Genomic DNA, 23,576 nt, shown 5'->3' with positions numbered 1-23,576 from the left:
GCATGAACACGTCGTAAAGCTCGCTATCGGAAGCCGGCAAACCCACGACAAACTACGGGAATCTCCATGGGCGCTCGTCCGCCTAGCCGGCCTGCCGCTGCTGGCGAAACCAGGTCCAGGTCTCGCGCGTCGTTCGGATGTAGCCGTGGCCGCGATGGACGATCTCGTCGTCGACGATTGCGTTCAGCTTCGGCAGCGCGTGAAACGGGATCGAGGGATAGGCGTGGTGCTCGACATGGTATGGCATGTTCCATGCGAACCATTTGACGATCGCGGCGGTGTAGGTGGTGCGCGTGTTCTCAAAAGCGCTGCGGGTGCGCTCGCAGCCGGTGTGCTCGGCATAGAGATAGGGTCGCAGGAAGAACTGCCCGATGATGAGCGGGACGATCCAGGCCCAGAGCAGTAGCGCTGACGTGAACCACAGCGAGAGCGCCAGCAGCAGAGCATAGAGCGCGACATAGACCCGCGCCTCTCTGACGATGACGGCGCGCTTGCTCTCGGGGATCCAGGGCACGGTGACGTTGCCGGTGACTGCATGGCCGAGCATCAGCCGGAGACGGCCGGCGACCTGGAGCAGGCCGCTATAGGCGATCGCGAGCTGCGTGTCGGATGCCGGTTTCACCCCGACGATCAGCTCGGGATCCTTGTCAGGATCCTGGGTGTAGCGGTGATGATCCCAGTGAAACAGGCAGTAATATTCGTAAGGCAATCCGATGATGAAGGCCGAGACGTGGCCCACGGCAAGATTGAGGCCGCGACTCCTGAACGCGGTCTTGTGCGCGGTCTCGTGCACCGCCATGAACAGGAAGGCGACGATATAACCCTGCACCGCCATCAACGGCAACGCCCAGATCACGCCCCATCTCGAGGAAACCACAGAGATCGCCGCGCCCACCAGCACGATCGCGCCATAATGGCCAGTGGTCTGCATAGCGCCCTTGAGATCGGAGCGGACCGACAGATCGCGCAGCATCGTCGGCGTCAGCGGCTTCAGGCGGTGGCCGGGCTCTGAAACGGTCGTGTCGGTCATGATCGAAATGCCTGTCCTACTTGCCGAGAAGCGCCGCGACCTCGGCCTTGAGGAAAGCCAGGTCGCGCGGATTGTTGAATGGGTTGCCGGCGCGATGGCCATGCAGCGACGGGATCGGATGCAGCACGGCCGATTTCGCGTTCACCAGCCGGCCGAGTTCGTCCTCGTTGTCGCGAACGTCGAAATAACGATCGGTCGCGCCCGGCATCAGCAGCATGTGAGCCTTGACGGCCGCCAGCGCGCGATCGAAATCGCCTGCGAACCTCGCGCAGCGGCTGATATCGCCGTTCTGCCAGATGCCGATCTGCGCCAGAAGATCATTGGCGTCGCGCCGGGCAAATGTCGCGTCCCAGGTGCGGACGAGATAGTCCTCGAGCGAGGTGAAGCCAGCCTCGCGCCAGAGCTCGTCGCGATAGAAGCCGTGCGACATCGCCCAGCCGGCATAGACGCGCCCCATGGCGCGATAACCGGCGACCGGCTTCTCGGCGAAGCGGCCTTTGCGGAAAGCGGGATCGGCGGTGAGCGCGGCCTTCACGCTTTCGAGGAAGACGTAATTGTAGGGTGCGCAACGCGCACTGCCGCAGACCACGGCCGCGCGCGCAACCATGTCGGGATGCAGCGCCGCCCAGTGATAGGCCTGCATGCCGCCCATCGACCAGCCGTAGACGAGGGCCAGCTTCGAAATGCCAAGGCGCTCGGTGAGAAGCCGGTGCTGGACCGCGACGGCATCGTGATAGCTCACCTCGGGAAACGGCGCCGGGGTATTCGACGGCGAGGATGACAGGCCGTTGCCCAAGAGGTTCGGGATGACGATGAAGTAGCGCGTGGGGTCCAGCACACCGTCGGGCCCGATCAGCCATTCGGTGTCGATGTGCTGCGCGCTGAACGAGGTCGGATAGAGGATGACGTTGTCCCTGGCCGGGGTCAGCGTGCCATAGGTCTTGTAGGCGAGCTTCAACGAGGGGAGGACGGCCCCGGATTGCAGCGTGACGTCACCGGCGTCGAAAATCTCGTAGTCCCGCGGCCCCGTCATGCGTCCAACTCCCGCTCACGCGGCCACAGAGTGCCGCGACTTGCACGATGCATCGATCATGCCGGACCGCATCTGCATCATTGCAGTCTATACTGTACTTATAGTACAGTTATTCAAGACAAGCAAGATAGATCCGTCTCAGGCGATGGCCGCCATATAGCGCGCGACCGACGCCGCGAAGGCGGCCTTGGCACCGCCGGCGATGTTGCGCCCCCACCACGCGCCATAGATGCGATCGAAGGCGAGCGGCTCGACGGCTGCCGCGATCCGCCGTACCGCGGCTGCATTGAGCGGCATGTAGTTGGGATAGGAGTACATGAAGCTGACGAAGCGGCGGTCCATCGTCACTTGAGCGATGTCGCCGGTGAGCAGCGCACCCCTGCCGTCCGCACTGAGCGCCGAGTGCAGCATGGTGGCGCCGGCGAAATGACCGCCGGTTCGCAGCAGCAGCACATCGTCGGAGATCCGGTGGCTTTCGCCGGTCCAGTGCACGATCGAAGAATGCGGTCGCGTCACGAAAGCGCGATCGTCCGCATGCAGATAGACCGGCACGCCACCAAAGGTGTCGCTCCAGTCGGCGACCGCGCCGTAATAGTGCGGGTGCGAGATCGCGATTGCCTTCAGTCCGCCGAGCGCTGCGACGTATTGGATGGCTTCATCGGTTGCGAGTGGAATGCAATCCCACATCACGCAGCCGTCGCCTTGAGGCACCAGCAGCGCGCGCTGCCCGATGGCGAAGCTCGGTTCCAGGCCGATGCCGGTGAGGCCAAGATCGTCGCGGCCCACCACGCGATGTCCCCGCGCGAGCTGCTCGCGCGTGAGAAAGGTCTGTCCGTTCCAGTTCACGAACTGCCGCTCGTCCTCGCAGATCACGCAGGAGGCGGGCGGATTTCCGCCGCTCGGGAATTGCGCGCCGCAGGTTTCGCAGGTCCAGAGAGGCATGGCTCGAGCTCCGCAGGAAGATTGCAGGATGACATTGCGAACGCGCCTTCGGCAAGGTCGGTGAGCATCAGCAGTGACGGGAACCAACGCAGCGAGCGTCCGTTACGTTCGGGTCAACGCCAGATCGATTGGCCAAGAGGATCACGACAGACGAACAGCATGCTTGGGTATCGATGACATCGCGGCCTCCCTCCCCGTCCCGTATCTGGCCCCTGTTCGCGCTCAACTTCTTCATGGCCGACATGCAGTCGGGCATCGGGCCTTTCGTCGGCGTCTTCCTTCAGGAGCGCGGCTGGGCGACCGGACTGATCGGCACCGCGATGACGATCGGCAACGTCGCCGGCATGCTGGTCACGACGCCGATCGGCGGCTTCATCGATGCCAGCCGCAACAAGCGGATGTGGGTCGTGATTCCCGGCATCTGCGTGGTCTCGGCCTCTGCGATCATCCTGATCTCGCAGAATTTCTGGGCGGTGACGTTTTCGCAAGTGGCGCAATCGCTGGCGAGCGCCGCGATCGTGCCGGCCGTCACGGGCATCACGCTCGGCATCGCCAAGCAGAAGGGCTTCAACGCGCTCAACGGCCGCAACCAGGCCTACAACCACGCCGGCAACATGGTTGGCGCTGCGCTCTCGGGCTATCTCGGCTACAAGTACGGCTATTTTGCCGTGTTCGCACTGGCCGCCCTGTTCGGCGCCATCGCGATCGCCTGCGTGATGATGATCCCGGCGAAGGCGATCGACGATCGCGCCGCGCGCGGCTGCAAGGAGGACGATCCGGACAGCGCGCCGGACGCGTTCACGATGCTGCTAAAGCACCGCGCTCTGCTGGTGCTGGCGCTGGCGCTCGCGACGTTTCATCTCGGCAACGCTGCGATCGTCCCGCTCTACGGACTTGCGGCGGTCGCCGAGGGACAGGCCAACGGCCCGAGCTTCGTCGCGACCACCGTGGTGATCGCGCAGGGCGTCATGGTCGTGACCTCGCTGATCGCAATGAAGGCGGCGAGCAAGCGCAATTACTGGCCGATCATCCTGATCTCCTTCATGTTCCTGCCAATCCGCGGCGTGCTGGCGTTCTTCGTCACGGGATGGTGGGGCGTGGTGCCGATGCAGGTACTCGACGGCATCGGCACAGGACTGCAGACGGTCGCCGTTCCCGGCATGGTCGCGCGCGCACTCAACGGGACCGGTCGCATCAATCTCGGCCAGGGCGCCGTGATCACGGTGCAGGGCGTCGGCGCCAGCCTCAGTCCCGCGCTCGGCGGCTGGATCGCACAATGGATCGGCTACGGGCCGACCTTCCTGCTGCTCGGCGGCTTTGGCCTCGCATCGATGCTGCTGTGGTTCGCGCTCGGGGCGGCGGTGAAGAAGTACTGAGCTTCGCCATCGCGCGAACACCGCCGAACCGCTCGTGCGATCCGGCGCACCGAGCTGCGGCACCGCGTCGCGGTCTTCGCGCGTCATCGCGAGTGGCTTATCACGCAATCCTGCGCTTTTGCCGTTGCGGTGCACCGGCCTGACGGTACAACCTTGCTCCAAATCACCGACGAACCTGCACCTTCCGATCGATGACACAGCCACAGCTCTCATTCAGCGGCGATCCGACTGGGCCGGCCTATGAGGGGTGGCGCGAGCAGTTCTGCCGGAAGGTGATGGGGACCGATTTCGTTCCGATCGGGGACGGCCCAGTGCACCGTACGATCACGCCGGCCATCCTTCCGCGCCTGAGGCTGTCCGCCTCCTACGGGACGCCGATGAGCTTCGTGTCCATGGGCACCAACGACGAATTGGTCGTCGTCATGTCACCGAATTCGGATCTGAGCGGCACCATGGGCAGGCGCCCGCTGAACGTCGCGGCCGGCGACCTCACGATCGGAGATCCGTCGATCAGGGGGGCCAGAGTCAGTCAAATGGCCTACGGCAACTTTCAAACCGCATTGTTGCCCCGCAAGGCGCTGCTGCGCGCGTGCCCGAATGCCGAGGACCTGATCGCGCAGCCGATCCCTGGCACCAGGCCGATCACATCGATGTTCCTGCGGTATTATGACCTCGCGCACACGCATTCGGACAAGCTCGCCCCGGCCGAGCTCGACGCGGTCTCGCAGCACCTGTTCGACCTCGCCGTGCTGATGATCGGAGCCCGCGGCGATGCCGCCGAGGAGGCGCGCATGCGCGGCCTTGCGGCAGCGCGTTTCGAAACGCTCAAGTCCGACATCCTGGCGCGGCTGGACAGCCCCGGGCTGTCGCTGACCGGTCTTTCGGCCGCGCATCGCATCAGCCCACGGACGATCCAGCTGCTGTTCGAGCAGGCCGGCATCACCTATAGCGGCTTCGTGCTGGAGCAACGCTTGCTGCGCGCCGAGCGGTTGCTCCGAAATCCCGCCATGCGCACCCGTAAGATCATCGAGATCGCGCAGCTCGCGGGCTTCCACGACGTCTCCTATTTCCATCGCGCGTTTCGCCGCCGCTTCGGACAGACCCCGGACGACGTCAGGAAGCTTTCCGGCGAGGCCGGCTAAGCGAACTCAAGCACGATCTTGCCGAAATGGCTGCCCTGCGGCATCGGCGCAGCGCGTGCGGAAGCGCTCCCGCTTAGGTGCCAAAGCTCTTCTGCACCGCCTTGTCGAGCGTCTCGCCGCCGACGAAACGCTGGCGCAGCTCGCGCTTGAGCAGCTTGCCGCTCGGATTCTTCGGCAGGGCCTCGACGAAGATGACGCGCTTGGGTACCTTGAAATGCGCCATCTGGCCGGCGCAATGCTTGATGACGGTCTCTTCGTCGAGCTTCTCGCCGCTCTTGACCACCACGATCGCCGTGACCGCTTCGATCCAGCGCGGATCTGGCAGGCCGACCACGGCGACCTCCGACACGGCGGGAATGCGATAGACCATCTCCTCGACCTCGCGGCTCGCGACGTTCTCGCCGCCGGTCTTGATCATGTCCTTGACGCGGTCGACCACGGTGATGTGGCCCTCGTCGTCGACGGTGGCGAGATCGCCGGAGTGAAACCAGCCGCCCGAGAACGCCGCCGCGGTCTTCACGGGATCGTTGTAATAGCCGGAGAGCAGATGCGGCGAGCGGTGCACGATCTCGCCGACCTCGCCGACCTTGACGTCCTCCATCGCATTGTTGACCACGCGCGTCTCGACGTTGAGCACGGGCTTGCCGGCCGAGCCCGCTTTCCGCAGCTGGTCCTCCGGCCGCAGCACGGTCGCGAGCGGCGCGATCTCGGTCTGGCCGTAGAAGTTCCAGAATTTGACGGCGGGCAGTCGACGCTGAAGCTCGAGCAGGACCTCCACCGGCATGATCGAGGCGCCGTAATAGCCCTTCTGCAGGGTCGACAGATCGGTCTTGTCGAAGTTCGGCGAGCGCAACATCGCGATCCAGATCGTCGGCGGCGCGAAGAACGAGGTGATCTCGTGCGCCTGGATCAGCGCCAGGATGTTGTCGGCGGTCGGCTTGCCCGTGATCACGCCGGAGGCACCGAGATAGACTTGCGGTCCCAGGAACACGTCGAGCTGGGCGCAATGATAGAGCGGCAACGCGTGCAGGAACCTGTCCTCAACGCTCATGCCGCCGTCGATGATGCAGCTGACATACTGCCACATCACGGCTTCATGGGTCAGCATCGCGCCCTTGGGCAGGGATTCCGTGCCCGAGGTGTAGACGATCTGGGCGAGATCCCGGCTGTCGACCGACGCTTCCAGGAACGAGCCGTCGGCATCAAGCAGGTCGTCGAAGGTGGTGAGGCCAGCGGGCGCGGTCGCGGGATCCTCGCCCGGCAGCCAGATCATGTTCTCGACCGCGCAATCCTTGGCGCTGGCTGCGCGCGCGGACTCGACGAAGTCCGGCCCGGTTGCGAGCAATCTTGCCCCAGAGCTTTTCAGGATGAAATTGATCTCCTCGGGATTGAGCATGAAATTGACCGGCACCAGCACGGCGCCGATCCGCGCCGCCGCAAAGCGCAGCGCGGCGAAGGCGTGCGAATTGCGTGACAGCACCGCGATGCGATCGCCCTTCCTGACGCCGAGGCCGAGCAGGCCGCGGCCGAGCCGGTTGCAGATCGCATCCATCTCGGCAAAGCTCCAGCGCACCTCGCCGCAGCTCACCGCGAGCTTGCTCGGCTCGCGCCCCGCCGAACGGCGCAGCAGATCGCCGATGGAATGCTCGCGCGCTTTCGAGATGGTGGCTGCAATGTCTCCGGTCATTCCCGTCCCCTGAATTGGCAATCTGCCGGATATCCGCGGAGCATGGGACGACGCCGTTGCATTCGCGGGATTCCGATGTTTGCGCAAACCGTAGTCGGCGCGATGGGCCGCGTCAATTCGGCTCGCATGCGCGGCGTCGTTACGCAAGAATTGCCGCTTCGCCGAGGCAATCTGAACCGGCGCACCAACTATAAAATCAGAGGAAATACCATGTGCCGGATTATTATGCGTGCCGCCTTCGCGGCAGGGCTCGCATCGTTCGCAATCAATCCATCCTTCGCCCAGCAGGCCCCACTCAAGATCGGAGTGCTCTCCGACTTCTCCTCGGTCTATTCCGACATCGGCGGCATGGGAAATGTCGAGGCGACCAAGATGGCGATCGAGGATTTCGGCGGCCAGATGTTCGGCAAGCCGATCGACATGGTCTCGGCCGACGTGCTCAACAAGCCCGACGTCGCCTCCACCATCGCCCGCAAATGGTGGGAGACCGAGGGCGTCGACATGATCATCGACCTGCCGACCTCGGCGACCGCGCTCGCGGTGATGGAGCTGTCGAAGCAATACGAGAAGATCATGATCGTGACGGACGCGGCGAGCTCCGACATCACGGGAAAGTCCTGCTCGCCCTATACCGCGCACTGGACCTACGACACCTACGCCAACGCGCACACCGTCGGCGGCGCCATCGTCAAGAACGGCGGCGACACCTGGTTCTTCCTCACCGCCGACTACCTGTTCGGCCATTCGGTTGAGCGCGATACCGGCGACGTCGTGAAGGCGGCGGGCGGCAAGGTGCTGGGCAGCGTCAAGCATCCGCTCAATACGGCGGATTTCTCCTCGTTCCTGCTCCAGGCCCAGGCGTCCAAGGCCAAGATCATCGGCCTCGCCAATGGCGGCGGCGACACCATCAACGCGATCAAGCAGGCCGGCGAATTCGGCATCGTGGCCGGCGGCCAGAACCTGGCCGCGATCGTGATGTTCATCTCCGACGTGCACAGCCTCGGGCTCAAGATGGCGCAGGGCCTGATCGTCACCGAGGCCTATTACTGGGACCTCAACGACAAGACCCGCGCCTTCGGCAAGCGCTTCCTGGAACGCGTCAAGCGCATGCCGACGATGAACCAGGCGGCGACCTACAGCGCTACGCTGCATTATCTCAAAGCCGTGCAGGCGGCCGGCACCAGGGACACCAAGACGGTGATGGCGAAGATGCGCGAGCTGCCGGTGAAGGATGCCTTCACCGACAATGGCGTGCTGCGCGAGGACGGCCGCATGGTGCACAGCATGTACCTGTTCCAGGTGAAGAAGCCCGAGGAATCGAAGGGGCCGTGGGATTATTACAAGCTCCTCGCCGAGGTTCCTGCCGACCAGGCATTCCGCCCGCTGAAAGATGGCGGCTGCCCACTGGTGAAGTGATCCGGCCTGGATCGCGCCGACAGCAAGCTTCTCTCGTCCGCTTGACCCATCAAGCGGACGACGGCGAGGACGACGCGCAGCCCAAATTAGAGGCACACGCTTCACGCCACCGTCTGATCTGCGTCAAGCTGCGATGCAAAATTCGCTGCGATGTTGAGGTCGCCCTGCCGCGATCAGCGGCCGGGCGCACGTCTCTCAACAATGGGCGCCGCCTCACGGCGTTTTGAACAGATGAACTTCACTTCGGGTCGCGTCATCGCCGCGATCGCCGTCCTCGTTGCAGGTGGCGGCTACTATTATTGGCAGCACCGCGATACCAACACGCTGCCGGCAGGCTTCGCCCGCGGCAACGGCCGCATCGAAGCGGTCGAGATCGACATCGCGACCAAGACGCCGGGCCGGATCCGCGACATCCTGGTTGGCGAAGGCGACTTCGTCCGCGCCGGCCAGGTGCTGGCGCGCATGGACACCGAGCAATTGCAGGCGCAGCGCCGCCAGGCCGAGGCGCAGCTGCAGCGCGCCGCGATCAATGTCGAGACCGCGAAGAGCCTGGTGAACCAGCGCGAGGCCGAACGCAAGGCTGCGGAGGCCGTGGTCGACCAGCGCGTCGCGCAGCTCGACACCACGAGCCGCAAGCTCGATCGCTCCGAACAATTGATCAAGTCCAGCGCGGTGGCGCAGCAGGTCCTGGACGACGACCGCTCCGCCAACGCCACGGCAAAGGCGGCGCTCGCCGCCTCCCACGCCCAGGTCGCGGCATCCGAGGCTGCGATCAGCTCCGCCCGCGCCATGGTGATCGACGCCGGCGCTGCCGTCGACGCGGCAAAGGCCGCGATCGAAAGCATCAATGCCGACCTCAATGACAGCGTGCTGAAGGCGCCGCGCGACGGCCGCGTGCAGTATCGCGTGTCGCAGCCCGGCGAAGTGCTCGCCGCCGGCGGCCGCGTCCTCAACATGGTCGATCTCGGCGACGTCTACATGACGTTCTTCCTGCCGACGGCCGCCGCCGGCCGGGTCGCGATCGGTGCCGAGGTGCGTCTGGTGCTCGACGCCATCCCGCAATACGTCATCCCCGCCAAGGCCACTTTCGTCGCCGACGTCGCGCAATTCACGCCAAAGACCGTCGAGACCGAGGAGGAGCGCCAGAAGCTGATGTTCCGCATCAAGGCGCATATCGCGCCCGAGCTGCTGCGCCAGCACATCGAGCAGGTGAAGACCGGCCTGCCGGGCATGGCCTATGTGCAGCTCGATCCGGTCGCGCAATGGCCAGGCAATCTCAACGTCAAGCTGACGAGATGAGCACCGGGGCCGCAGCCGAGCTGCCTGCCGCGCCCGGCAGCGTGGTGCATCTCGACGACGTGGGCTTGAGCTACGGCAAGACCCGCGCACTGGAAGCGATCACGCTCGACCTTCCGTCCGGCTGCATGGTGGGACTGATCGGCCCCGACGGCGTCGGCAAATCCAGCCTGCTCTCGCTGATCGCCGGGGCCCGCGCCATCCAGCAGGGGCATGTCCACGTGCTCGGCGGCGACATGGCGAGCGCGCGCCACCGCCGCAACGTATGTCCCGACATCGCCTACATGCCGCAGGGGCTCGGCAAGAACCTGTATCCGACGCTGTCGGTGTTCGAGAACATCGACTTCTTCGGCCGCCTGTTCGGGCACGAAAAGGCGGAGCGCAACAGACGGATCGCCGGTCTGCTGCGCGACACCGGCCTCGCGCCCTTCGCCGACCGGCCGGCGGCTAAGCTGTCCGGCGGCATGAAGCAGAAGGTCGGCCTGTGCTGCGCTTTGATCCACGATCCCGACCTCTTGATCCTGGACGAGCCGACCACCGGCGTCGATCCGCTGTCGCGCCGCCAGTTCTGGGAATTGATCGCCTCGATCCGCGCTGGCCGGCCCGGCATGAGCGTGATCGTCTCGACCGCCTATATGGAAGAGGCCGCTCAGTTCGATTTTCTGATCGCGATGAATGCCGGCCGCGTGCTGGCGACCGGAACGCCGGCCGCGCTCAAGCAGCAGACCGGCGCCGACACGCTCGATGAAGCCTTCATCCGCCTCTTGCCCGAAGCCGATCGCGGCAATCATACCGATGTCGTCATCCCGCCGCGCGGCGAGGACCATGACGAGATCGCGATCGAGGCCGACCACCTGACGCGGCGGTTCAACGGCTTCGTGGCCGTCGACGACGTCAGTTTCCGCATCAGGAAGGGCGAGATCTTCGGCTTCCTCGGCTCCAATGGGTGCGGCAAGACCACGACCATGAAGATGCTCACCGGCCTGCTGCCGGTCAGCGAAGGCACCGCGCGGCTGTTCGGCAACGCCATTGATGCCGGCGACATGTCGGTGCGGCGACGCATCGGCTACATGTCGCAGGGCTTCTCGCTCTATTCCGAGCTCACGGTCGCGCAAAATCTCGACCTGCATGCGCGGCTGTTCCAGCTGCCGGCGGACACCATCGCCCCGCGCATCGAGGAGATGATCGCCCGGTTCGATCTCGCCGAGGTCGCCGATTCTCTGCCCGATGCGTTGCCGCTCGGACTGCGGCAGCGCTTGTCGCTGGCGGTCGCCATGATCCATGCGCCCGACATCCTCATCCTCGACGAGCCGACCTCGGGCGTCGATCCGGTCGCTCGCGACCGCTTCTGGCAGATCCTCGCCGAACTCTCCCGCAAGGACAACGTCACCATCTTCGTCTCCACCCATTTCATGAACGAGGCGGAGCGTTGCGACCGGATCTCGCTGATGCATGCCGGCAAGGTGCTGACGTCGGACACGCCTGCGGCGATCGTGGCTGCGCACGGTACCGCGACGCTGGAGCAGGCCTTCATCGCCTGCCTGGAACAGGCGATCGCGGACGCGACCGAGCCGGCCGGCCAGCCGGCGGCCGCCTTGCCAGCGCCTGCACCGGCAACCGCCGCGCCGCCGGCCCGGAGCAACGCCGCATTCAGTTTGACGCGCATGCTCGCCTATTCCCGGCGGGAGACGCTCGAGCTGCGGCGCGACCCGATCCGGGCCACGCTCGCGATTCTCGGCAGCGTGCTGCTGCTGTTCGTGCTCGGCTACGGCATCAGCATGGACGTCGAGAACCTGACCTTCGCCGTGCTCGACCGCGACGACAGCGCGATCAGCCGCGACTACAGCCTTCAGATCTCGGGCTCGCGCTACTTCACCGAGAAACCTCCGATCACCGACTACGCCGATCTCGACCGCCGCATGCGTGCCGGCGAGATCGGCCTCGCCATCGAGCTGCCGCCGGGCTTTGGCCGCGACGTCAGCCGCGGCCGCCATGTCGAGATCGGCGCCTGGGTCGACGGCGCCAATCCGACGCGAGCCGAGACGCTGCGCTCCTACGCCCAGGCGATCCACGCCAACTGGCTCGCGCAGAAGGGACGCGAGCTCTATGGCGAGGCGGCGATCGCCGGCGCCTACCAGCTCCAGCTGCGCTATCGCTACAATCCCGACGTCATCAGCGTCGTCGCCATGGCGCCGGGCATCATCCCGCTGCTGCTGGTCCTGATTCCGGCGGTGCTCGCTGCGCTCGCCGTCGTGCGCGAGAAGGAGCTCGGCTCGATCGTCAATTTCTACGTCACCCCGGTGACGCGGCTGGAATTCCTGCTCGGCACGCAACTGCCCTATGTCGTGCTCGCCTTCGCCAATTTCCTCCTCCTGGTCGGCTTCGCGCTCACCGTCTTCGGCGTTCCCTTCACGGGAAGCTTTGCGACCTATGCCCTTGCCGCCCTGTTGTATGTCACGGCGACGACCAGCATGGGACTGGTGATCTCGGCCTTCATGAAAAGCCAGATCGCCGCGCTGTTCGGCACCGTCCTGATCACGTTGATCCCGGCCATCCAATATTCCGGCCTGATCGATCCGGTCTCCTCGCTCCAGGGCCTGGGGGCCGCGATCGGGCAGCTCTATCCCACCACCTATTTCGTTACGATCTCGCGCGGCACCTTCTCCAAGGGCCTCGGCTTCGACACGCTCCACAACGACCTGCTGGCGCTCGCCGTCATGATACCGGTTCTGATGACCGCCGGCGCAATGCTGCTGAAGAAACAGGCCCGGTGATCATGCGGCTCGACCACGTATTTCAGCTCGGGGTCAAGGAACTGCGCGGCCTGGTGCGCGACCCCATGCTGCTCGTGCTCATCGTCTATTCCTTCACGCTCGCAATCTATGCCGGGGCCAAGGCGCTGCCGGAGACGCTGAACCGAGCCGCGATCGCCATCGTCGACGAGGACCGTTCGCCAGTCTCCAACCGCATCGACCTGGCATTCACGGCGCCGTACTTCTCCGAGCCGCGGCTGATCTCGCAATATGAAATGGACCGGCGGATGGACGCCGGGCTCGACACGTTTGCGCTGAACATCCCGCCGGAATTCCAGCGCGACCTGCTGGCGCGGAAGTCGCCGGCCATTCAGCTGAACGTCGACGCAACGCGGATTTCGCAGGCGTTCAACGGCGGCGGCTATGTCGAGCAGATCGTCAGCGCGGAGATTGCGGAGTTCCTGGCGCGGACGCGCAATGCGCAGAGCGTGCCGATCGAGCTGACCCTGCGGGCACGCTTCAACCCCGAGCTGAAGAAATCCTGGTTCGGCGCCGTCGACGAGCTCATCACCTCGATCACCATGCTCTCGATCATCCTGACCGGCGCGGCGCTGATCCGCGAGCGCGAGCACGGGACGATCGAGCATTTGCTGGTGATGCCGGTCACGCCGCTGGAGATCATGGTCAGCAAGGTGTGGTCGATGGGGCTGGCGGTGCTCGCGGCCTCCGCGCTGTCGATCGTCTTCGTGATCAAGGGCTGGCTGGCGATCACGATCGACGGCTCCGTCGCACTCTTTCTGCTGGGGGCGGCGCTGCAGCTGTTTGCCACCACCAGCATGGGCATCTTTCTCGCCACCGTCACCGGATCGATGCCGCAGTTCGGATTGCTGCTGATGATGACCCTTCTGCCGCTGCAGACTCTGTCCGGCAGCATGACGCCGCGGGAGAGCATGCCGCAATTCGTCCAGGACATCATGCTGGCGGCGCCCAACACGCATTTTGTGATGCTGGCCCAGGCCATCCTGTTCCGCGGCGCGGGCCTGGAATCGGTGTGGCCGCAGCTTCTCGCGCTCGCCGTGATCGGCGGCGTCTTCTTCGCGATCGCGCTGCGCCGGTTCCGCGCGTTCCTGGCGTGAGACACGGGGCCGCGCTGCAAAAAGCGCGAAAACAACCCCATGCACAGTAGCCAAGCCATTGGTTTGCCTACAGTATTTACTTGGCTTGTCGGGCAGCTCAGGCACGTTGCGCGGGCTGACCGGAGCGGGAAACGGAGTCAGCTCAGCTCATTGCCCCGGGCCAGCATCCCGGTCAGCATCGCCTCGGCCTTGCGCTGCAGCGGCCGCGCGCCGCTTTCGGACGCGATCGCGATGGCCCCGCGCAAAGACGCGAGGACGGCGGCCTTGCCGTTCTCGCTGGTGACGGGCGTCACCACGGCCTCGCCGAACAGGGCCTCGGCCTCGAGCCCGGAAAACCCCTGCTGTCGCGCGGTGTTGCGCGCCTCGCGCAGCATGTTCTGCGCCGCCTGACCATCGCCGAGACGCCAGGTCGCGAGCGCCAGGTAGATCGAGCTGCGCAGCACCGCGGAGGTATAGCCGACCGCCTTCGCCTCCTCGCGCGCCTCGGTCAGCATGCCGCGCGCCCGGTCCAGCAGCCCCTGCTCCAGATAGGCCATGCCGAGGTGGCAGGCGAGCACCGGCACGAACAGCCGGATGCCATGCTTCTGCGCCAGGACGAAGCCATCTTCGAGCATGGCGGCGGCCGCCGCCGGCTCGCCCCGGCCGAGCATGAGCCAGCCGCCGCTATAGGCGGCGGCGACGCGGTCGTAGGGACGGCCCGTCTCCTCGGCGATCGCGGCGGCCTGCTGCTGGAGCTGCTCGGCGGCGGCGAACTCACCCATGACGGTATGGGTGAAGCTCTTCATCATGCAGCAGAGGAGGAGGAGGGAGCGCGGCGTCGTGCCGGTCGGGGCGATGGCTTGCGGCCCCTCCAACTGCGCGTGAGCCTCGGTCAATGTCAGCGCTGCCTCGCGAAAGCGGCCGGCGAGGAAATACGCCTGTCCGAGACTGTATCGAGCGAGATTGAGCCAACCCGCATTGCCCCATTGTTCTGCGAGACGAGCCACCTCTTCCGAAACGGCGACGGCTTCGACCGGCGCTCCGAAGAAGTTCTGCGCGCCCGCTCTGACCGTCATGGCGGCGACCTTGCGTCCGATGTCGTCGATCGCCCCCGCCCGGCGCTCGGCGTCCTTTCCGAGATCTAGCCACTCGGTCACCTGACCGGACGCAATGAACGCCGCTCGCGCTTCCGTCCGCAAGTCGATGGCGTCCATCTCCCGCAAAGGCGTCATGGGCGTCTTGTCCAGCGAGCCCATCGCAATCTCGAAATAGCTGGCCGCGTCCAAAAATGCCGAGCGGCTCAAGCATTTTCGGCCCGCGCTTCTGCCGTGGCTGAACGCCTTGGGCCAATCGCGGGCGCGCACCGCGTGATAGCACAGCGCGTCGGGCTCATCCGCGCCCGCCCCGTCGCTCTCCAGCCTCGCAAGAATGCGCGCGTGAATGCCTTCGCGCACCTTTTCGACCATGGAATCATAGGTCACCTGGCGGACCATCTCGTGCCGAAACTCGAGCACGTCGCCCAACTCGCTGTCGATCCTGACCAGCAGTTCGGCGCGATCGAGCGAGGCGAGGCAATCCTGCAGGCTGTCCTCGGGCAGCTCGAGCAGCGTGCGAAGCATGGCGACGCTCGATCGCGGGCCAAGCGCGGCCGCGACCTGCAGAATGGAGCGTTCCGGCCGCGACACCCGATCGAGCCGCGCGGCAATGACCCCCTGAATGCTCGAGGGAATGCCGAGCTCCTCGATCGGCCGCATCAGCGCGAGATCGCCCCATTGGCCGTGGAGCGTTCCGCTGTCCCGAAGCCCGCGGCACACCTCCTCGATGAACAGGGGGACATTGGCCGTGTGCGAGATGATCCGGTTCTTCAGATCGTCGTTCGCCGTGGAGGGACCGAGCATGTCGGCCAGCATGGCCAACCCCGAGTCATCGTCGAGAGCCTGCATCGCGACGATCTCGGCGCGGCAGCGCGCAATCCAGACCGGCATGCCGTTTGGCCTGGACGTGAGGAGGACGAGCAGACCCGGCACCTGAAGCGAAGCCATCGTCGCCACGATCGTATCGCTGGCCCGGTCGATCCAGTGCAGATCCTCGAGCAGCAGGACCGTCGGCTGGCGACGGGCGAGGCGCTCGACGATGGCACAGCTGACCTCGGAGATTGCGCGTCCCCGGGCGTGAGGCTCGAGCTGATTCCACTGCGGATTGGTAATCGGCAGATCGAGCACGGCGTCGAGGGCGCAACGCTCAATCTCGCCCAGATCGTTGCGGGGATCCGAGGGGCTGCCGGGGTCCTTGGCGGCCGCCTCCAGAGCCGAGAGCAGCAGACGCTTGAGCGTGCTGAATGGCGCCCCCTGGAGGTTCGGGCTGCACTCGGCGTCGATCAGGCGCCAGCCGTGGGGCCTGAGCTCCTGGACAAATTCGTGCGCGAGCCGCGATTTGCCGATGCCGGCATCGCCCAGCAGCAGAACCGTCTGCCGGCCCGTTCCGGCGCCCTCGACCGCACGAGCCAGCAACGCCCGCTCGGTCGTCCGATCGACGAATCGCGAGACGCTGCGCGCACGCCGCACCCGCCAACTCGACAGATCGCTGGCCCCAACGATCCGATAGACCGGCACGGACTGATTGAAGCCGCGTAGCGGCTTGCCACCCAGAAACTCGAATCGGACGTGCCCTTCGGCAAGCTCCTGGCAGGCCTGCGACACATAGATCTGATTCGCCTCGGCCGCCGCCTCCAGCCGGGCGGCCAGGTGCTGGGCCGCTCCGCCAATCTCGTAAACCTTGGAAAACTCGCTGGCGACCATATAGGCAACGACATGGCCGGAGTGGAGACCCACGCGAACCTTAAGGTCGGGGTCACCCAGGCTTGCAACGCGCCGGACCAACTCGATCGCCGCATGGCAGGCCAGCGGCGCATGATTGTCGTCCGCGATCGGAGCACCGAACACCGCAGAGAGCCCGTCGCCCAATTCCTTGCTGACGATGCCTCCGAACTGACGAACCGCGCCTCTCATCGCAGCCAACGCCGGCTCCAGGCGCGAGACCGCCTCCTCCGGATCGAGATCTGCAACGAGCCCGGTCGAGTCCACGACGTCGGCACGGAGAATCGTTACGAACCGCCGTTCGCTCTCCGGTTCGGAGCGCCGCACGGCCACCCCGCATTTGGAGCACCAGCTATCGCCTGGGTCGATCGCCGACTGACACGCGGCACAATACATTTCCGTGCCTTCAAAAGTCGCAGCACCGTCCTTCGGTCGGCGCTCGCGAGGAGCCTGACGCAAGATTACCTATCGGAAGATTCGTGGCAATCGAACTTGCACGCACGCATGGCGGCCTCACCAGCCGGTATCTCTCTGGACGACGCACAATTTCGGGTGATAGCGTTTGCGCGCGCGAACGTGGGGCCGCGCGTTCTGGGGGCGCCGAGGGCTGTCGTTCTGGCCAACGAGCTGTGCCGGGCTGCGGGCCACCCTGGTTGATTGGATCAAATCAAAGGACAAGGCGATGGGCGGCAAGACATATAGCGGCAAGGCATTTCGAGACTTGATGAACAGCAATTACTATCCCTTGGCGAACATGAAGAAGAGCGTGGCCAAGCTCAAGGCGTCGGATGACATCGATCTGCCGACCCTGGAATACGGCCAATACCATTTGATCCTGAACCCGCCATCGAGGTGGCCGCAGGGAAGCGCCAAGTACTGGCACAAGGAGAAGGGCCGGGCCCGCGTCGATCTCAGCACCCAGCCGAACACGGTGCCGCTATCCAGGGACGAGCCCGGCGTCATCCCGCTGACGCGATGCGACCTGCTCGATGCCTGCGTGCGGAAGTGCTTCAACTCCGAGCCGCCGATCCCGATGAAGACCAACATCATCGTCCACGCGCCGAACGACGCCTATGCCCATCGCCACGAGATCCGGCTGGAGTGGGAGTACAAAAAGGGCTCGGACAAGCCGACGCTGCTGAAGCTGACCATGGTCTGCCCGTACAGGTCTTGAGCACTATCCCAGCCTTCGGCATTACTGTGACGTGCACTCAACTCGATGAAGAGGGATCGTGCCGGCTGCATTCCCCGTCAGACCGGCAGCGTCGGTAATTCCGAATCACGCTACTGACTTGCATGTGCGCGACGGACAGCACGCAACTCTCCAATCAGCGATCAGCTGCAAAAACAAAAATGGCCCGCATCAAGCGGGCCATTTTCGTATCGGATCCGGTTAAATCCGAATTTGGTTGCGGGGATAGGATTTGAACCTATGACCTTCAGGTTATGAGCCTGACGAGCTACCGGGCTGCTCCACCCCGCGTTAAACACCTGCATGCCTTCGGTAAATGCCGGGACGGTCGGTTGAGGCCGGCGCTGCTCGCGTGGCTTTTCCAGTCCGTCCCAAAGGCTTCCTTGGAAGGCAACCCCGGGGCAGTGCCCATCGGGTGCGGGGCGTATGTATCAAGGCGGGCCGGCTTTGGAAAGGGCTGCGGGCACGTTTTTTTCGACTTTATGACAGGGGAATCGACCGATTTCCGCTGCTTTCCCTGAGGTCTTGCCAGAAGTTCCACAAAGGGACAGCTTGCGGCAACAAGATTCAGCTGAAACGCAGCTGAAGGGAGGAACGCCGTGGACAAATCCCTGACGAGCGCCCCGCTGCGGGCTCTGGAAGAGGCCTTCCACGCCATGGTCGCGCGGTCGCGGGACGAGGCCGCGCCCGGCCTTGCCGAGCGGCTCGACCGGCTGGCGCGGCTGCGCGCCGTCGTCGCCGACAACGAGGAGCGCTTCCGGCAGGCGATCTCGGCCGATTTCGGCCACCGCTCGGCGGTCGAGACGACCATCGCCGAGACCATGCTGCTGTTCTCCGAGATCCGGCACGCCACCAAGCACCTGAAGGCCTGGATGGCGCCGCAGCGGGTCGCGACCGCGCTGCAATTCCTCCCCGCCCGCAACCGGCTGATGCCGCAGCCGCTCGGCGTCGTCGGCATCATCGCGCCCTGGAATTATCCGCTCCAGCTCACGCTCGCGCCCGCGATCGGCGCGCTCGCCGCCGGCAACCGCGTGCTGATCAAGCCGAGCGAGCTGACGCCGCACTTCGCAGCCCTGCTGAAGCAGACGATCGCCGCGAGGTTCGATGCGACCGAGTTGCTCGTCACCGGCATCGAGGGCGAAATCGCGCAAGGCTTTGCGCGCCTGCCGTTCGATCATCTCGTCTTCACCGGCTCGACCCGGGTCGGGCGGCTGGTCGCGGAGGCCGCGGGGCGCAACCTGACGCCTGTCACGCTCGAGCTCGGCGGCAAGTCGCCGGCGATCATCGACGCCTCGGCCGACCTCGATGAAGCGGCCGAGCGCATCGCCTACGGCAAGCTGCTCAATGCGGGACAGACCTGCATCGCGCCGGATTACGTGCTGGTGCCGGAGCCATCGCTGCAGGCCTTTGCCGAGAAGGTGCGGGCCCAGATGCGGCGGATGTTCGGCACCGATCCTTCCAACAAGGACTACACCTCGATCATCTCGGACCGGCATTATGCGCGGCTCGAAAGCCTGGTCGCCGATGCGGCGCAGCACGGCGCAAAAATCCTGCAGCCGGCCACGGCGGACGATCCGAACTGGAAGGCGCACCGCAAATTCCCGCCGACGCTGATCGTCGGCGCGACCGCAGCGATGGCGGTGATGCAGGAGGAGATTTTCGGGCCGGTGCTGCCGCTGCTTGGCACCCGCAATCCGGCCGATGCCATCGCCTTCATCAACCATCGCGACCGGCCGCTGGCGCTGTACTGGTTCGGCAAGGACGGGGCCGCGCGCGACGAGGTGCTGGCGCGCACCGTCTCCGGCGGCGTCACCATCAACGACTGCCTGTTCCACTTCACCCAGATCAATCAGCCGATGGGCGGCGTCGGCGCATCCGGCACCGGGGCCTATCACGGCGAATGGGGCTTTCGCACCTTCAGCAAGCTGAAGCCGGTGTTCTATCGCTCCAAGTTCAACCGCCTCGCCGACCTCTATCCGCCTTATGGCGGCAAGATCGCGCGGCTGGAGAAGCTGATGCGGTTCATGTCGTAGGTATCAGTCATTCCGGGGCGCGAAGCGAACTATGGTGCGCAATTGCGCACCTGAGAATCCATTTCGCAGCACGTCATGCGGATCAATGGATTCCGGGCTCGCGCTCCGCGCGCCCCGGAATGACGAGAGACAGGGGGAAACAAGTGACTGACACATTCGATTTCATCGTCGTGGGCGCGGGCTCGGGCGGCTGCACCGTCGCGGGGCGGCTGTCGGAGGATTCGGGGACATCCGTCGCGCTGCTCGATGCCGGCGGACGCAACGACAGCTGGCGGATCACCACGCCGTTCGGGCTCGCCCTGCCATACAGCCCAGCCAACTGGGCTTTCGATACCGTTCCGCAGAAGGGATTGAACGGCCGCATCGGATATCAGCCGCGCGGCAAGGGCCTCGGCGGCTCCTCGGCGATTAACGCCATGGTCTACATCCGCGGCCACAAGCGGGACTACGACCATTGGGCCTCGCTCGGCAATGCCGGCTGGTCGTATGCCGACGTGCTGCCCTATTTCAAGCGCTCGGAGGACAATTCCGACTTCGACGGCGAGTATCACGGCAAGGGCGGCCCGCTGCATGTCAACAGGCTGCGCTCGGACAATCCGATCCACGAGGTCTTCCATCAGGCCGCGCGCGAGGCGCAGTTTCGCATCCGCGAGGACTTCAACGGCGAGGACCAGGAAGGCCTCGGCAGCTACCAGGCGACGCAGCACAACGGCGAGCGCTGGAGCGCGGCGCGCGCCTATGTGCAACCCCACATGGGCAAGCGCGCCAATCTGCGCGTCGAGACCGGCGCGCACGCCACGAAGATCCTGTTCGAAGGCAACCGCGCGGTCGGCATCGAATATGTGCAGGGCAGGCAGACAAAGCAGCTGCGCGCCCGCCGCGAGGTGATCCTCGCCTCCGGCGCCTTCCAGTCCCCGCAATTGCTGATGCTGTCGGGTGTCGGCGACGGCGATTCGCTCCGTGCGCACGGCATCGGCGTCGTGCATCATCTGCCGGGCGTCGGGCGCAATCTGCAGGACCATCCGGATTTCGTGTTCGTCTACGCCTCCGACTATCCGCATTTCGTTCACGCTTCGCTCGGCCGGCTGCCGTCCCTGCTCCGCGGCATCCAGCAATACCGCCGCGAGCGGCGCGGCCTGATGACGACCAATTTCGCCGAGTGCGGCGGCTTCCTGAAGACGCGGCCCGACCTCGACATACCGGACATCCAGCTCCACTTCGTCATCGCGATGCTCGACGACCATGGCCGCAAGAAGCACAAGCAGGCGGGTTTCTCATGCCATGTCTGCCTGCTCAGGCCGAAGAGCCGCGGCAGCGTCTGGCTGAAAAGCGCCGACCCGCTCGCGGCGCCGATGATCGATCCGAACTTTCTCGGCGAGGACGACGATCTGGAGACCCTGGTCGCGGGCTTCAAGGCCACGCGGCGGCTGATGGAGACGCCGGCGCTGCGCGCGCTGCAGAAGCAGGACATGTTCACGGCGAACGTGAAGACCGACGACGACATCCGCGCCATCCTGCGCGAGCGCGTCGACACCGTCTATCACCCCGTCGGCACCTGCAAGATGGGGACGGATGCGATGGCCGTGGTCGATCCCGCGCTGAAGGTGCACGGCGTCGAGCGATTGCGCGTCGTCGATGCCTCGATCATGCCGACCCTGATCGGCGGCAACACCAATGCACCGACCATCATGATCGGGGAGAAGGCGGCGGATATGATCCGGGCAGAGATGCGGACGAGTTGAGAGACGATGCCGCCGCGTCATCTTCCGCTGTCGTTCCCGCGCACGCGGGGACCCATAACCACAGGGAGAAGTGTGGGACGCGATGGCAACTCCGAGTCTTCGTCAAATCACGTCCTGTGGTTGGGTCCCGGATCTGCGCGCGACTGAGGGCGCGCTTGTCCGGGACGACAGCGGAGTGAAGTTCATTTGCAGCGCGGCGGGTTCCTGCGCGTAGCGCTCGCCAAAAATGCAGACGATTTTAACGATCTGAAACCGGAATGATCGGACTTGCGTTCACTTGCTCCGTCAAGGCAGGGTTGCGCGCATGAACAGTTTCGATCTCGCCGTCTACGCCGCGCTCGCCGTCGCGGTCGGCTTCGGTTTCAGGACCGGCCTCTTACGCAGCGCCATGACCATCCTCGCCTATCTCCTCGCCGCGCCGATCGCGGTCGCGCTGATGCCGCTGATCGCGCCGCAGATCGCAGGTAACCCGAATTCGCCGATGCTGCAGAACTGGATCTGGTTCTTCGGCATCTTCGTCGTGGTCGGCATGCTGTTCGGGCATATCGGCCGCATCGCGCTGAACGACACCATCGGCGAGGCCGGCATCGGCGACCGGCTCGGCGGCGCCGCGCTCGGCGCCGTCAGGGTCGGTCTCGTCGCCACCACTTTGGTCCTGGTGTTCGACCAGCTCGTGCCGACCAATCGCCAGCCGCCGTTTCTGGCCGGCTCGCATCTGCGGCCGCTATTCTCGATGGCGGGGCAGATGGGCTTCAAATCGCTGCCGCCGGAAGCGGCCTCCGCGATCGACCGCCTCAAGCAGGAGCGGCGGATCTAGAGCGCGATATAATCGCGCTCCAGATCATTTCTTTGAGCATGATCTTTTCGGAAAATCGTCACACACTTTTCCGGATCATGCTCGGTCGGCGCATTTGCATCGCTGGCGCCGGGCGCATGCATTTTGGTGCGAGCCCATGCCTTATCAGCGGCGCCACGATTGGCTAAAGTGTCCGCTATCCAAAACCTGCCTGACATTTACGGGAGTGAAACAGTGGATCTTGGGATCAAAGGCCGCCGCGCCATTGTCTGCGCATCCAGCAAGGGCCTCGGCCGTGCCTGCGCCATCTCGCTGGCGGACGCCGGCGTTCACGTCACGCTGACCGCGCGCGGCGCCGAGGCGCTGAAGAAGACGGCCGACGAGATCCGCAAGGCCTATCCCGAGGTCACGGTGACCGAGATCGTCGGCGACATCACGACGCCGGCTGGCCGCGAAGCCGTGCTGAAGGCATGCCCGGAGCCCGACATCCTGATCAACAATGCCGGCGGCCCGCCGCCCGGCGATTTCCGCAACTGGACCCGCGACGACTGGATCAAGGCGATCGACGCCAACATGCTGACCCCGATCGAGCTGATCAAGGCGACCGTGGACGGCATGATGGCGCGCAAGTTCGGCCGCATCGTCAACATCACCTCGGCCGCAGTGAAGGCGCCGATCGACATCCTCGGCCTCTCCAACGGCGCGCGCGCCGGCCTCACCGGCTTCATCGCCGGCCTGTCGCGCAAGACCGTGATCAACAACGTCACCATCAACGGCCTGTTGCCGGGCCCGTTCGAGACCGACCGCCTGACCAGCACTGCGAAGGGCGAAGCCGACAAGCGTGGCGTCACGCCGCAGCAGATTCTGGCCGAGCGCGCCAAGCTCAATCCCGCCGGCCGCTTCGGCCAGCCCGACGAGTTCGGCTATGCCTGCGCCTTCCTGTGCGGCGCCAAGGCCGGCTTCATCACCGGGCAGAACATCCTGCTCGATGGCGGCGCGTTCCCGGGGACGCTGTAGTTGGCGTTGTAGGACGCCGAAGCATCCACGTCGTCATGGCCGGGCTTGTCCCGGCCATGATGGTCGTTCGCTGGCAGTTGTTGGCGAGGCTGGTCCGCGCGTAAGAACTCACCGCTGTTTGGTCGGCTCGTCCTCGTCCTGCTGGCTGGGGCCGGAGGAATCGGCCGTCGTGCGCTCGTCGGTCCAGTCG

At 65.2% G+C, this 23,576-nt stretch carries 16 protein-coding genes and 1 tRNA gene; 11 read left to right on the top strand and 6 right to left on the bottom strand.

Annotated features, from left to right (window positions below):
- Nucleotides 1–82 precede the first annotated feature (82 nt).
- The 3 genes from DCM80_RS17125 to DCM80_RS17115 form a co-directional block, all read right to left on the bottom strand.
- Nucleotides 83–1,030: a fatty acid desaturase gene (locus DCM80_RS17125; RefSeq protein WP_257192784.1), complete on the bottom strand. Its 948-nt coding sequence runs from the start codon at nucleotides 1,028–1,030 to the stop codon at nucleotides 83–85.
- 16 nt (nucleotides 1,031–1,046) lie between these two features.
- Nucleotides 1,047–2,063 (bottom strand): alpha/beta fold hydrolase, encoded by a 1,017-nt coding sequence (locus DCM80_RS17120; RefSeq protein ID WP_257192783.1) that lies wholly within the window; start codon nucleotides 2,061–2,063, stop codon nucleotides 1,047–1,049.
- Between the two features lie 138 nt (nucleotides 2,064–2,201).
- Complete coding sequence (locus tag DCM80_RS17115) at nucleotides 2,202–3,005, bottom strand: MBL fold metallo-hydrolase (RefSeq protein WP_257192782.1); 804 nt, start codon at nucleotides 3,003–3,005, stop codon at nucleotides 2,202–2,204.
- 173 nt (nucleotides 3,006–3,178) lie between these two features.
- Between DCM80_RS17115 and DCM80_RS17110 the strand changes: the two genes are divergently transcribed.
- Nucleotides 3,179–4,381 carry an MFS transporter gene (locus DCM80_RS17110; RefSeq protein ID WP_257192781.1) on the top strand — a complete coding sequence of 401 codons (1,203 nt, stop codon included), beginning with the start codon at nucleotides 3,179–3,181 and terminating at the stop codon, nucleotides 4,379–4,381.
- 191 nt (nucleotides 4,382–4,572) lie between these two features.
- Complete coding sequence (locus DCM80_RS17105) at nucleotides 4,573–5,523, top strand: AraC family transcriptional regulator (RefSeq protein WP_257192780.1); 951 nt, start codon at nucleotides 4,573–4,575, stop codon at nucleotides 5,521–5,523.
- Between the two features lie 73 nt (nucleotides 5,524–5,596).
- Here DCM80_RS17105 and DCM80_RS17100 read toward each other — a convergent pair whose 3' ends face one another.
- A complete protein-coding gene (locus DCM80_RS17100; protein WP_257192779.1) occupies nucleotides 5,597–7,210 on the bottom strand; it encodes an acyl-CoA synthetase in 1,614 nt (537 codons plus the stop codon).
- 210 nt (nucleotides 7,211–7,420) lie between these two features.
- On the opposite strand from DCM80_RS17100, the gene DCM80_RS17095 reads away from it, so the two are divergent.
- The 4 genes from DCM80_RS17095 to DCM80_RS17080 all read left to right on the top strand — a co-directional run bounded on the left by DCM80_RS17095 (nucleotide 7,421) and on the right by DCM80_RS17080 (nucleotide 13,811).
- The gene (locus DCM80_RS17095; protein ID WP_257192777.1) at nucleotides 7,421–8,626 is read left to right on the top strand and encodes an ABC transporter substrate-binding protein; all 1,206 of its coding nucleotides are present in this window, start codon (nucleotides 7,421–7,423) and stop codon (nucleotides 8,624–8,626) included.
- Nucleotides 8,627–8,857: 231 nt separating this feature from the next.
- Nucleotides 8,858–9,925 (top strand): HlyD family secretion protein, encoded by a 1,068-nt coding sequence (locus DCM80_RS17090; RefSeq protein WP_257192775.1) that lies wholly within the window; start codon nucleotides 8,858–8,860, stop codon nucleotides 9,923–9,925.
- Nucleotides 9,922–12,696 (top strand): ribosome-associated ATPase/putative transporter RbbA, encoded by a 2,775-nt coding sequence (gene rbbA, locus DCM80_RS17085; RefSeq protein WP_257192774.1) that lies wholly within the window; start codon nucleotides 9,922–9,924, stop codon nucleotides 12,694–12,696. Before DCM80_RS17090 ends, rbbA begins: the two co-directional genes overlap by 4 nt.
- A gap of 2 nt (nucleotides 12,697–12,698) precedes the next feature.
- Entirely contained in the window at nucleotides 12,699–13,811 is a 1,113-nt protein-coding gene (locus tag DCM80_RS17080; protein ID WP_257180813.1) for an ABC transporter permease, read from the top strand.
- Nucleotides 13,812–13,948: 137 nt separating this feature from the next.
- On the opposite strand, the gene DCM80_RS17075 is transcribed toward DCM80_RS17080, so the two are convergent.
- Nucleotides 13,949–17,002, bottom strand: a complete 3,054-nt coding sequence (locus DCM80_RS17075) for an AAA family ATPase (protein WP_257197963.1) — start codon at nucleotides 17,000–17,002, stop codon at nucleotides 13,949–13,951.
- Nucleotides 17,003–17,288: 286 nt separating this feature from the next.
- On the opposite strand from DCM80_RS17075, the gene DCM80_RS17070 reads away from it, so the two are divergent.
- Nucleotides 17,289–17,780, top strand: coding sequence for a hypothetical protein (locus DCM80_RS17070; protein ID WP_257192773.1), 492 nt, complete (start codon nucleotides 17,289–17,291; stop codon nucleotides 17,778–17,780).
- Nucleotides 17,781–18,012: 232 nt separating this feature from the next.
- Here the strand turns inward: DCM80_RS17070 and DCM80_RS17065 are convergent.
- A tRNA-Met gene (locus DCM80_RS17065) sits at nucleotides 18,013–18,089 on the bottom strand.
- A gap of 365 nt (nucleotides 18,090–18,454) precedes the next feature.
- Between DCM80_RS17065 and DCM80_RS17060 the strand changes: the two genes are divergently transcribed.
- The 4 genes from DCM80_RS17060 to DCM80_RS17045 all read left to right on the top strand — a co-directional run bounded on the left by DCM80_RS17060 (nucleotide 18,455) and on the right by DCM80_RS17045 (nucleotide 23,386).
- Nucleotides 18,455–19,831: a coniferyl aldehyde dehydrogenase gene (locus DCM80_RS17060; RefSeq protein ID WP_373569415.1), complete on the top strand. Its 1,377-nt coding sequence runs from the start codon at nucleotides 18,455–18,457 to the stop codon at nucleotides 19,829–19,831.
- 143 nt (nucleotides 19,832–19,974) lie between these two features.
- Nucleotides 19,975–21,573: a GMC family oxidoreductase gene (locus DCM80_RS17055; protein ID WP_257192771.1), complete on the top strand. Its 1,599-nt coding sequence runs from the start codon at nucleotides 19,975–19,977 to the stop codon at nucleotides 21,571–21,573.
- Nucleotides 21,574–21,877: 304 nt separating this feature from the next.
- A complete protein-coding gene (locus DCM80_RS17050; protein ID WP_257192770.1) occupies nucleotides 21,878–22,390 on the top strand; it encodes a CvpA family protein in 513 nt (170 codons plus the stop codon).
- 213 nt (nucleotides 22,391–22,603) lie between these two features.
- Complete coding sequence (locus DCM80_RS17045) at nucleotides 22,604–23,386, top strand: SDR family oxidoreductase (protein ID WP_028138631.1); 783 nt, start codon at nucleotides 22,604–22,606, stop codon at nucleotides 23,384–23,386.
- Nucleotides 23,387–23,576: the final 190 nt, after the last annotated feature.

Origin of the sequence: Bradyrhizobium sp. WBOS08 (genome assembly GCF_024585125.1) — a bacterium.
Classification (GTDB): domain Bacteria; phylum Pseudomonadota; class Alphaproteobacteria; order Rhizobiales; family Xanthobacteraceae; genus Bradyrhizobium; species Bradyrhizobium japonicum_B.
This window is presented reverse-complemented; position numbering and strand designations above follow the sequence as displayed.

What these genes read in the sequence shown, in the direction of transcription:
- DCM80_RS17110 (WP_257192781.1), top strand. Translation starts at nt 3,179, where the DNA reads ATGACATCGCGGCCTCCCTCCCCGTCCCGTATCTGGCCCCTGTTCGCG.
- DCM80_RS17115 (WP_257192782.1), bottom strand. Translation starts at nt 3,005, where the DNA reads ATGCCTCTCTGGACCTGCGAAACCTGCGGCGCGCAATTCCCGAGCGGC.
- DCM80_RS17080 (WP_257180813.1), top strand. Translation starts at nt 12,699, where the DNA reads ATGCGGCTCGACCACGTATTTCAGCTCGGGGTCAAGGAACTGCGCGGC.
- DCM80_RS17105 (WP_257192780.1), top strand. Translation starts at nt 4,573, where the DNA reads ATGACACAGCCACAGCTCTCATTCAGCGGCGATCCGACTGGGCCGGCC.
- rbbA (WP_257192774.1), top strand. Translation starts at nt 9,922, where the DNA reads ATGAGCACCGGGGCCGCAGCCGAGCTGCCTGCCGCGCCCGGCAGCGTG.
- DCM80_RS17120 (WP_257192783.1), bottom strand. Translation starts at nt 2,063, where the DNA reads ATGACGGGGCCGCGGGACTACGAGATTTTCGACGCCGGTGACGTCACG.
- DCM80_RS17090 (WP_257192775.1), top strand. Translation starts at nt 8,858, where the DNA reads ATGAACTTCACTTCGGGTCGCGTCATCGCCGCGATCGCCGTCCTCGTT.
- DCM80_RS17125 (WP_257192784.1), bottom strand. Translation starts at nt 1,030, where the DNA reads ATGACCGACACGACCGTTTCAGAGCCCGGCCACCGCCTGAAGCCGCTG.
- DCM80_RS17100 (WP_257192779.1), bottom strand. Translation starts at nt 7,210, where the DNA reads ATGACCGGAGACATTGCAGCCACCATCTCGAAAGCGCGCGAGCATTCC.
- DCM80_RS17070 (WP_257192773.1), top strand. Translation starts at nt 17,289, where the DNA reads ATGGGCGGCAAGACATATAGCGGCAAGGCATTTCGAGACTTGATGAAC.
- DCM80_RS17050 (WP_257192770.1), top strand. Translation starts at nt 21,878, where the DNA reads ATGAACAGTTTCGATCTCGCCGTCTACGCCGCGCTCGCCGTCGCGGTC.
- DCM80_RS17075 (WP_257197963.1), bottom strand. Translation starts at nt 17,002, where the DNA reads ATGTATTGTGCCGCGTGTCAGTCGGCGATCGACCCAGGCGATAGCTGG.
- DCM80_RS17095 (WP_257192777.1), top strand. Translation starts at nt 7,421, where the DNA reads ATGTGCCGGATTATTATGCGTGCCGCCTTCGCGGCAGGGCTCGCATCG.
- DCM80_RS17060 (WP_373569415.1), top strand. Translation starts at nt 18,455, where the DNA reads ATGGTCGCGCGGTCGCGGGACGAGGCCGCGCCCGGCCTTGCCGAGCGG.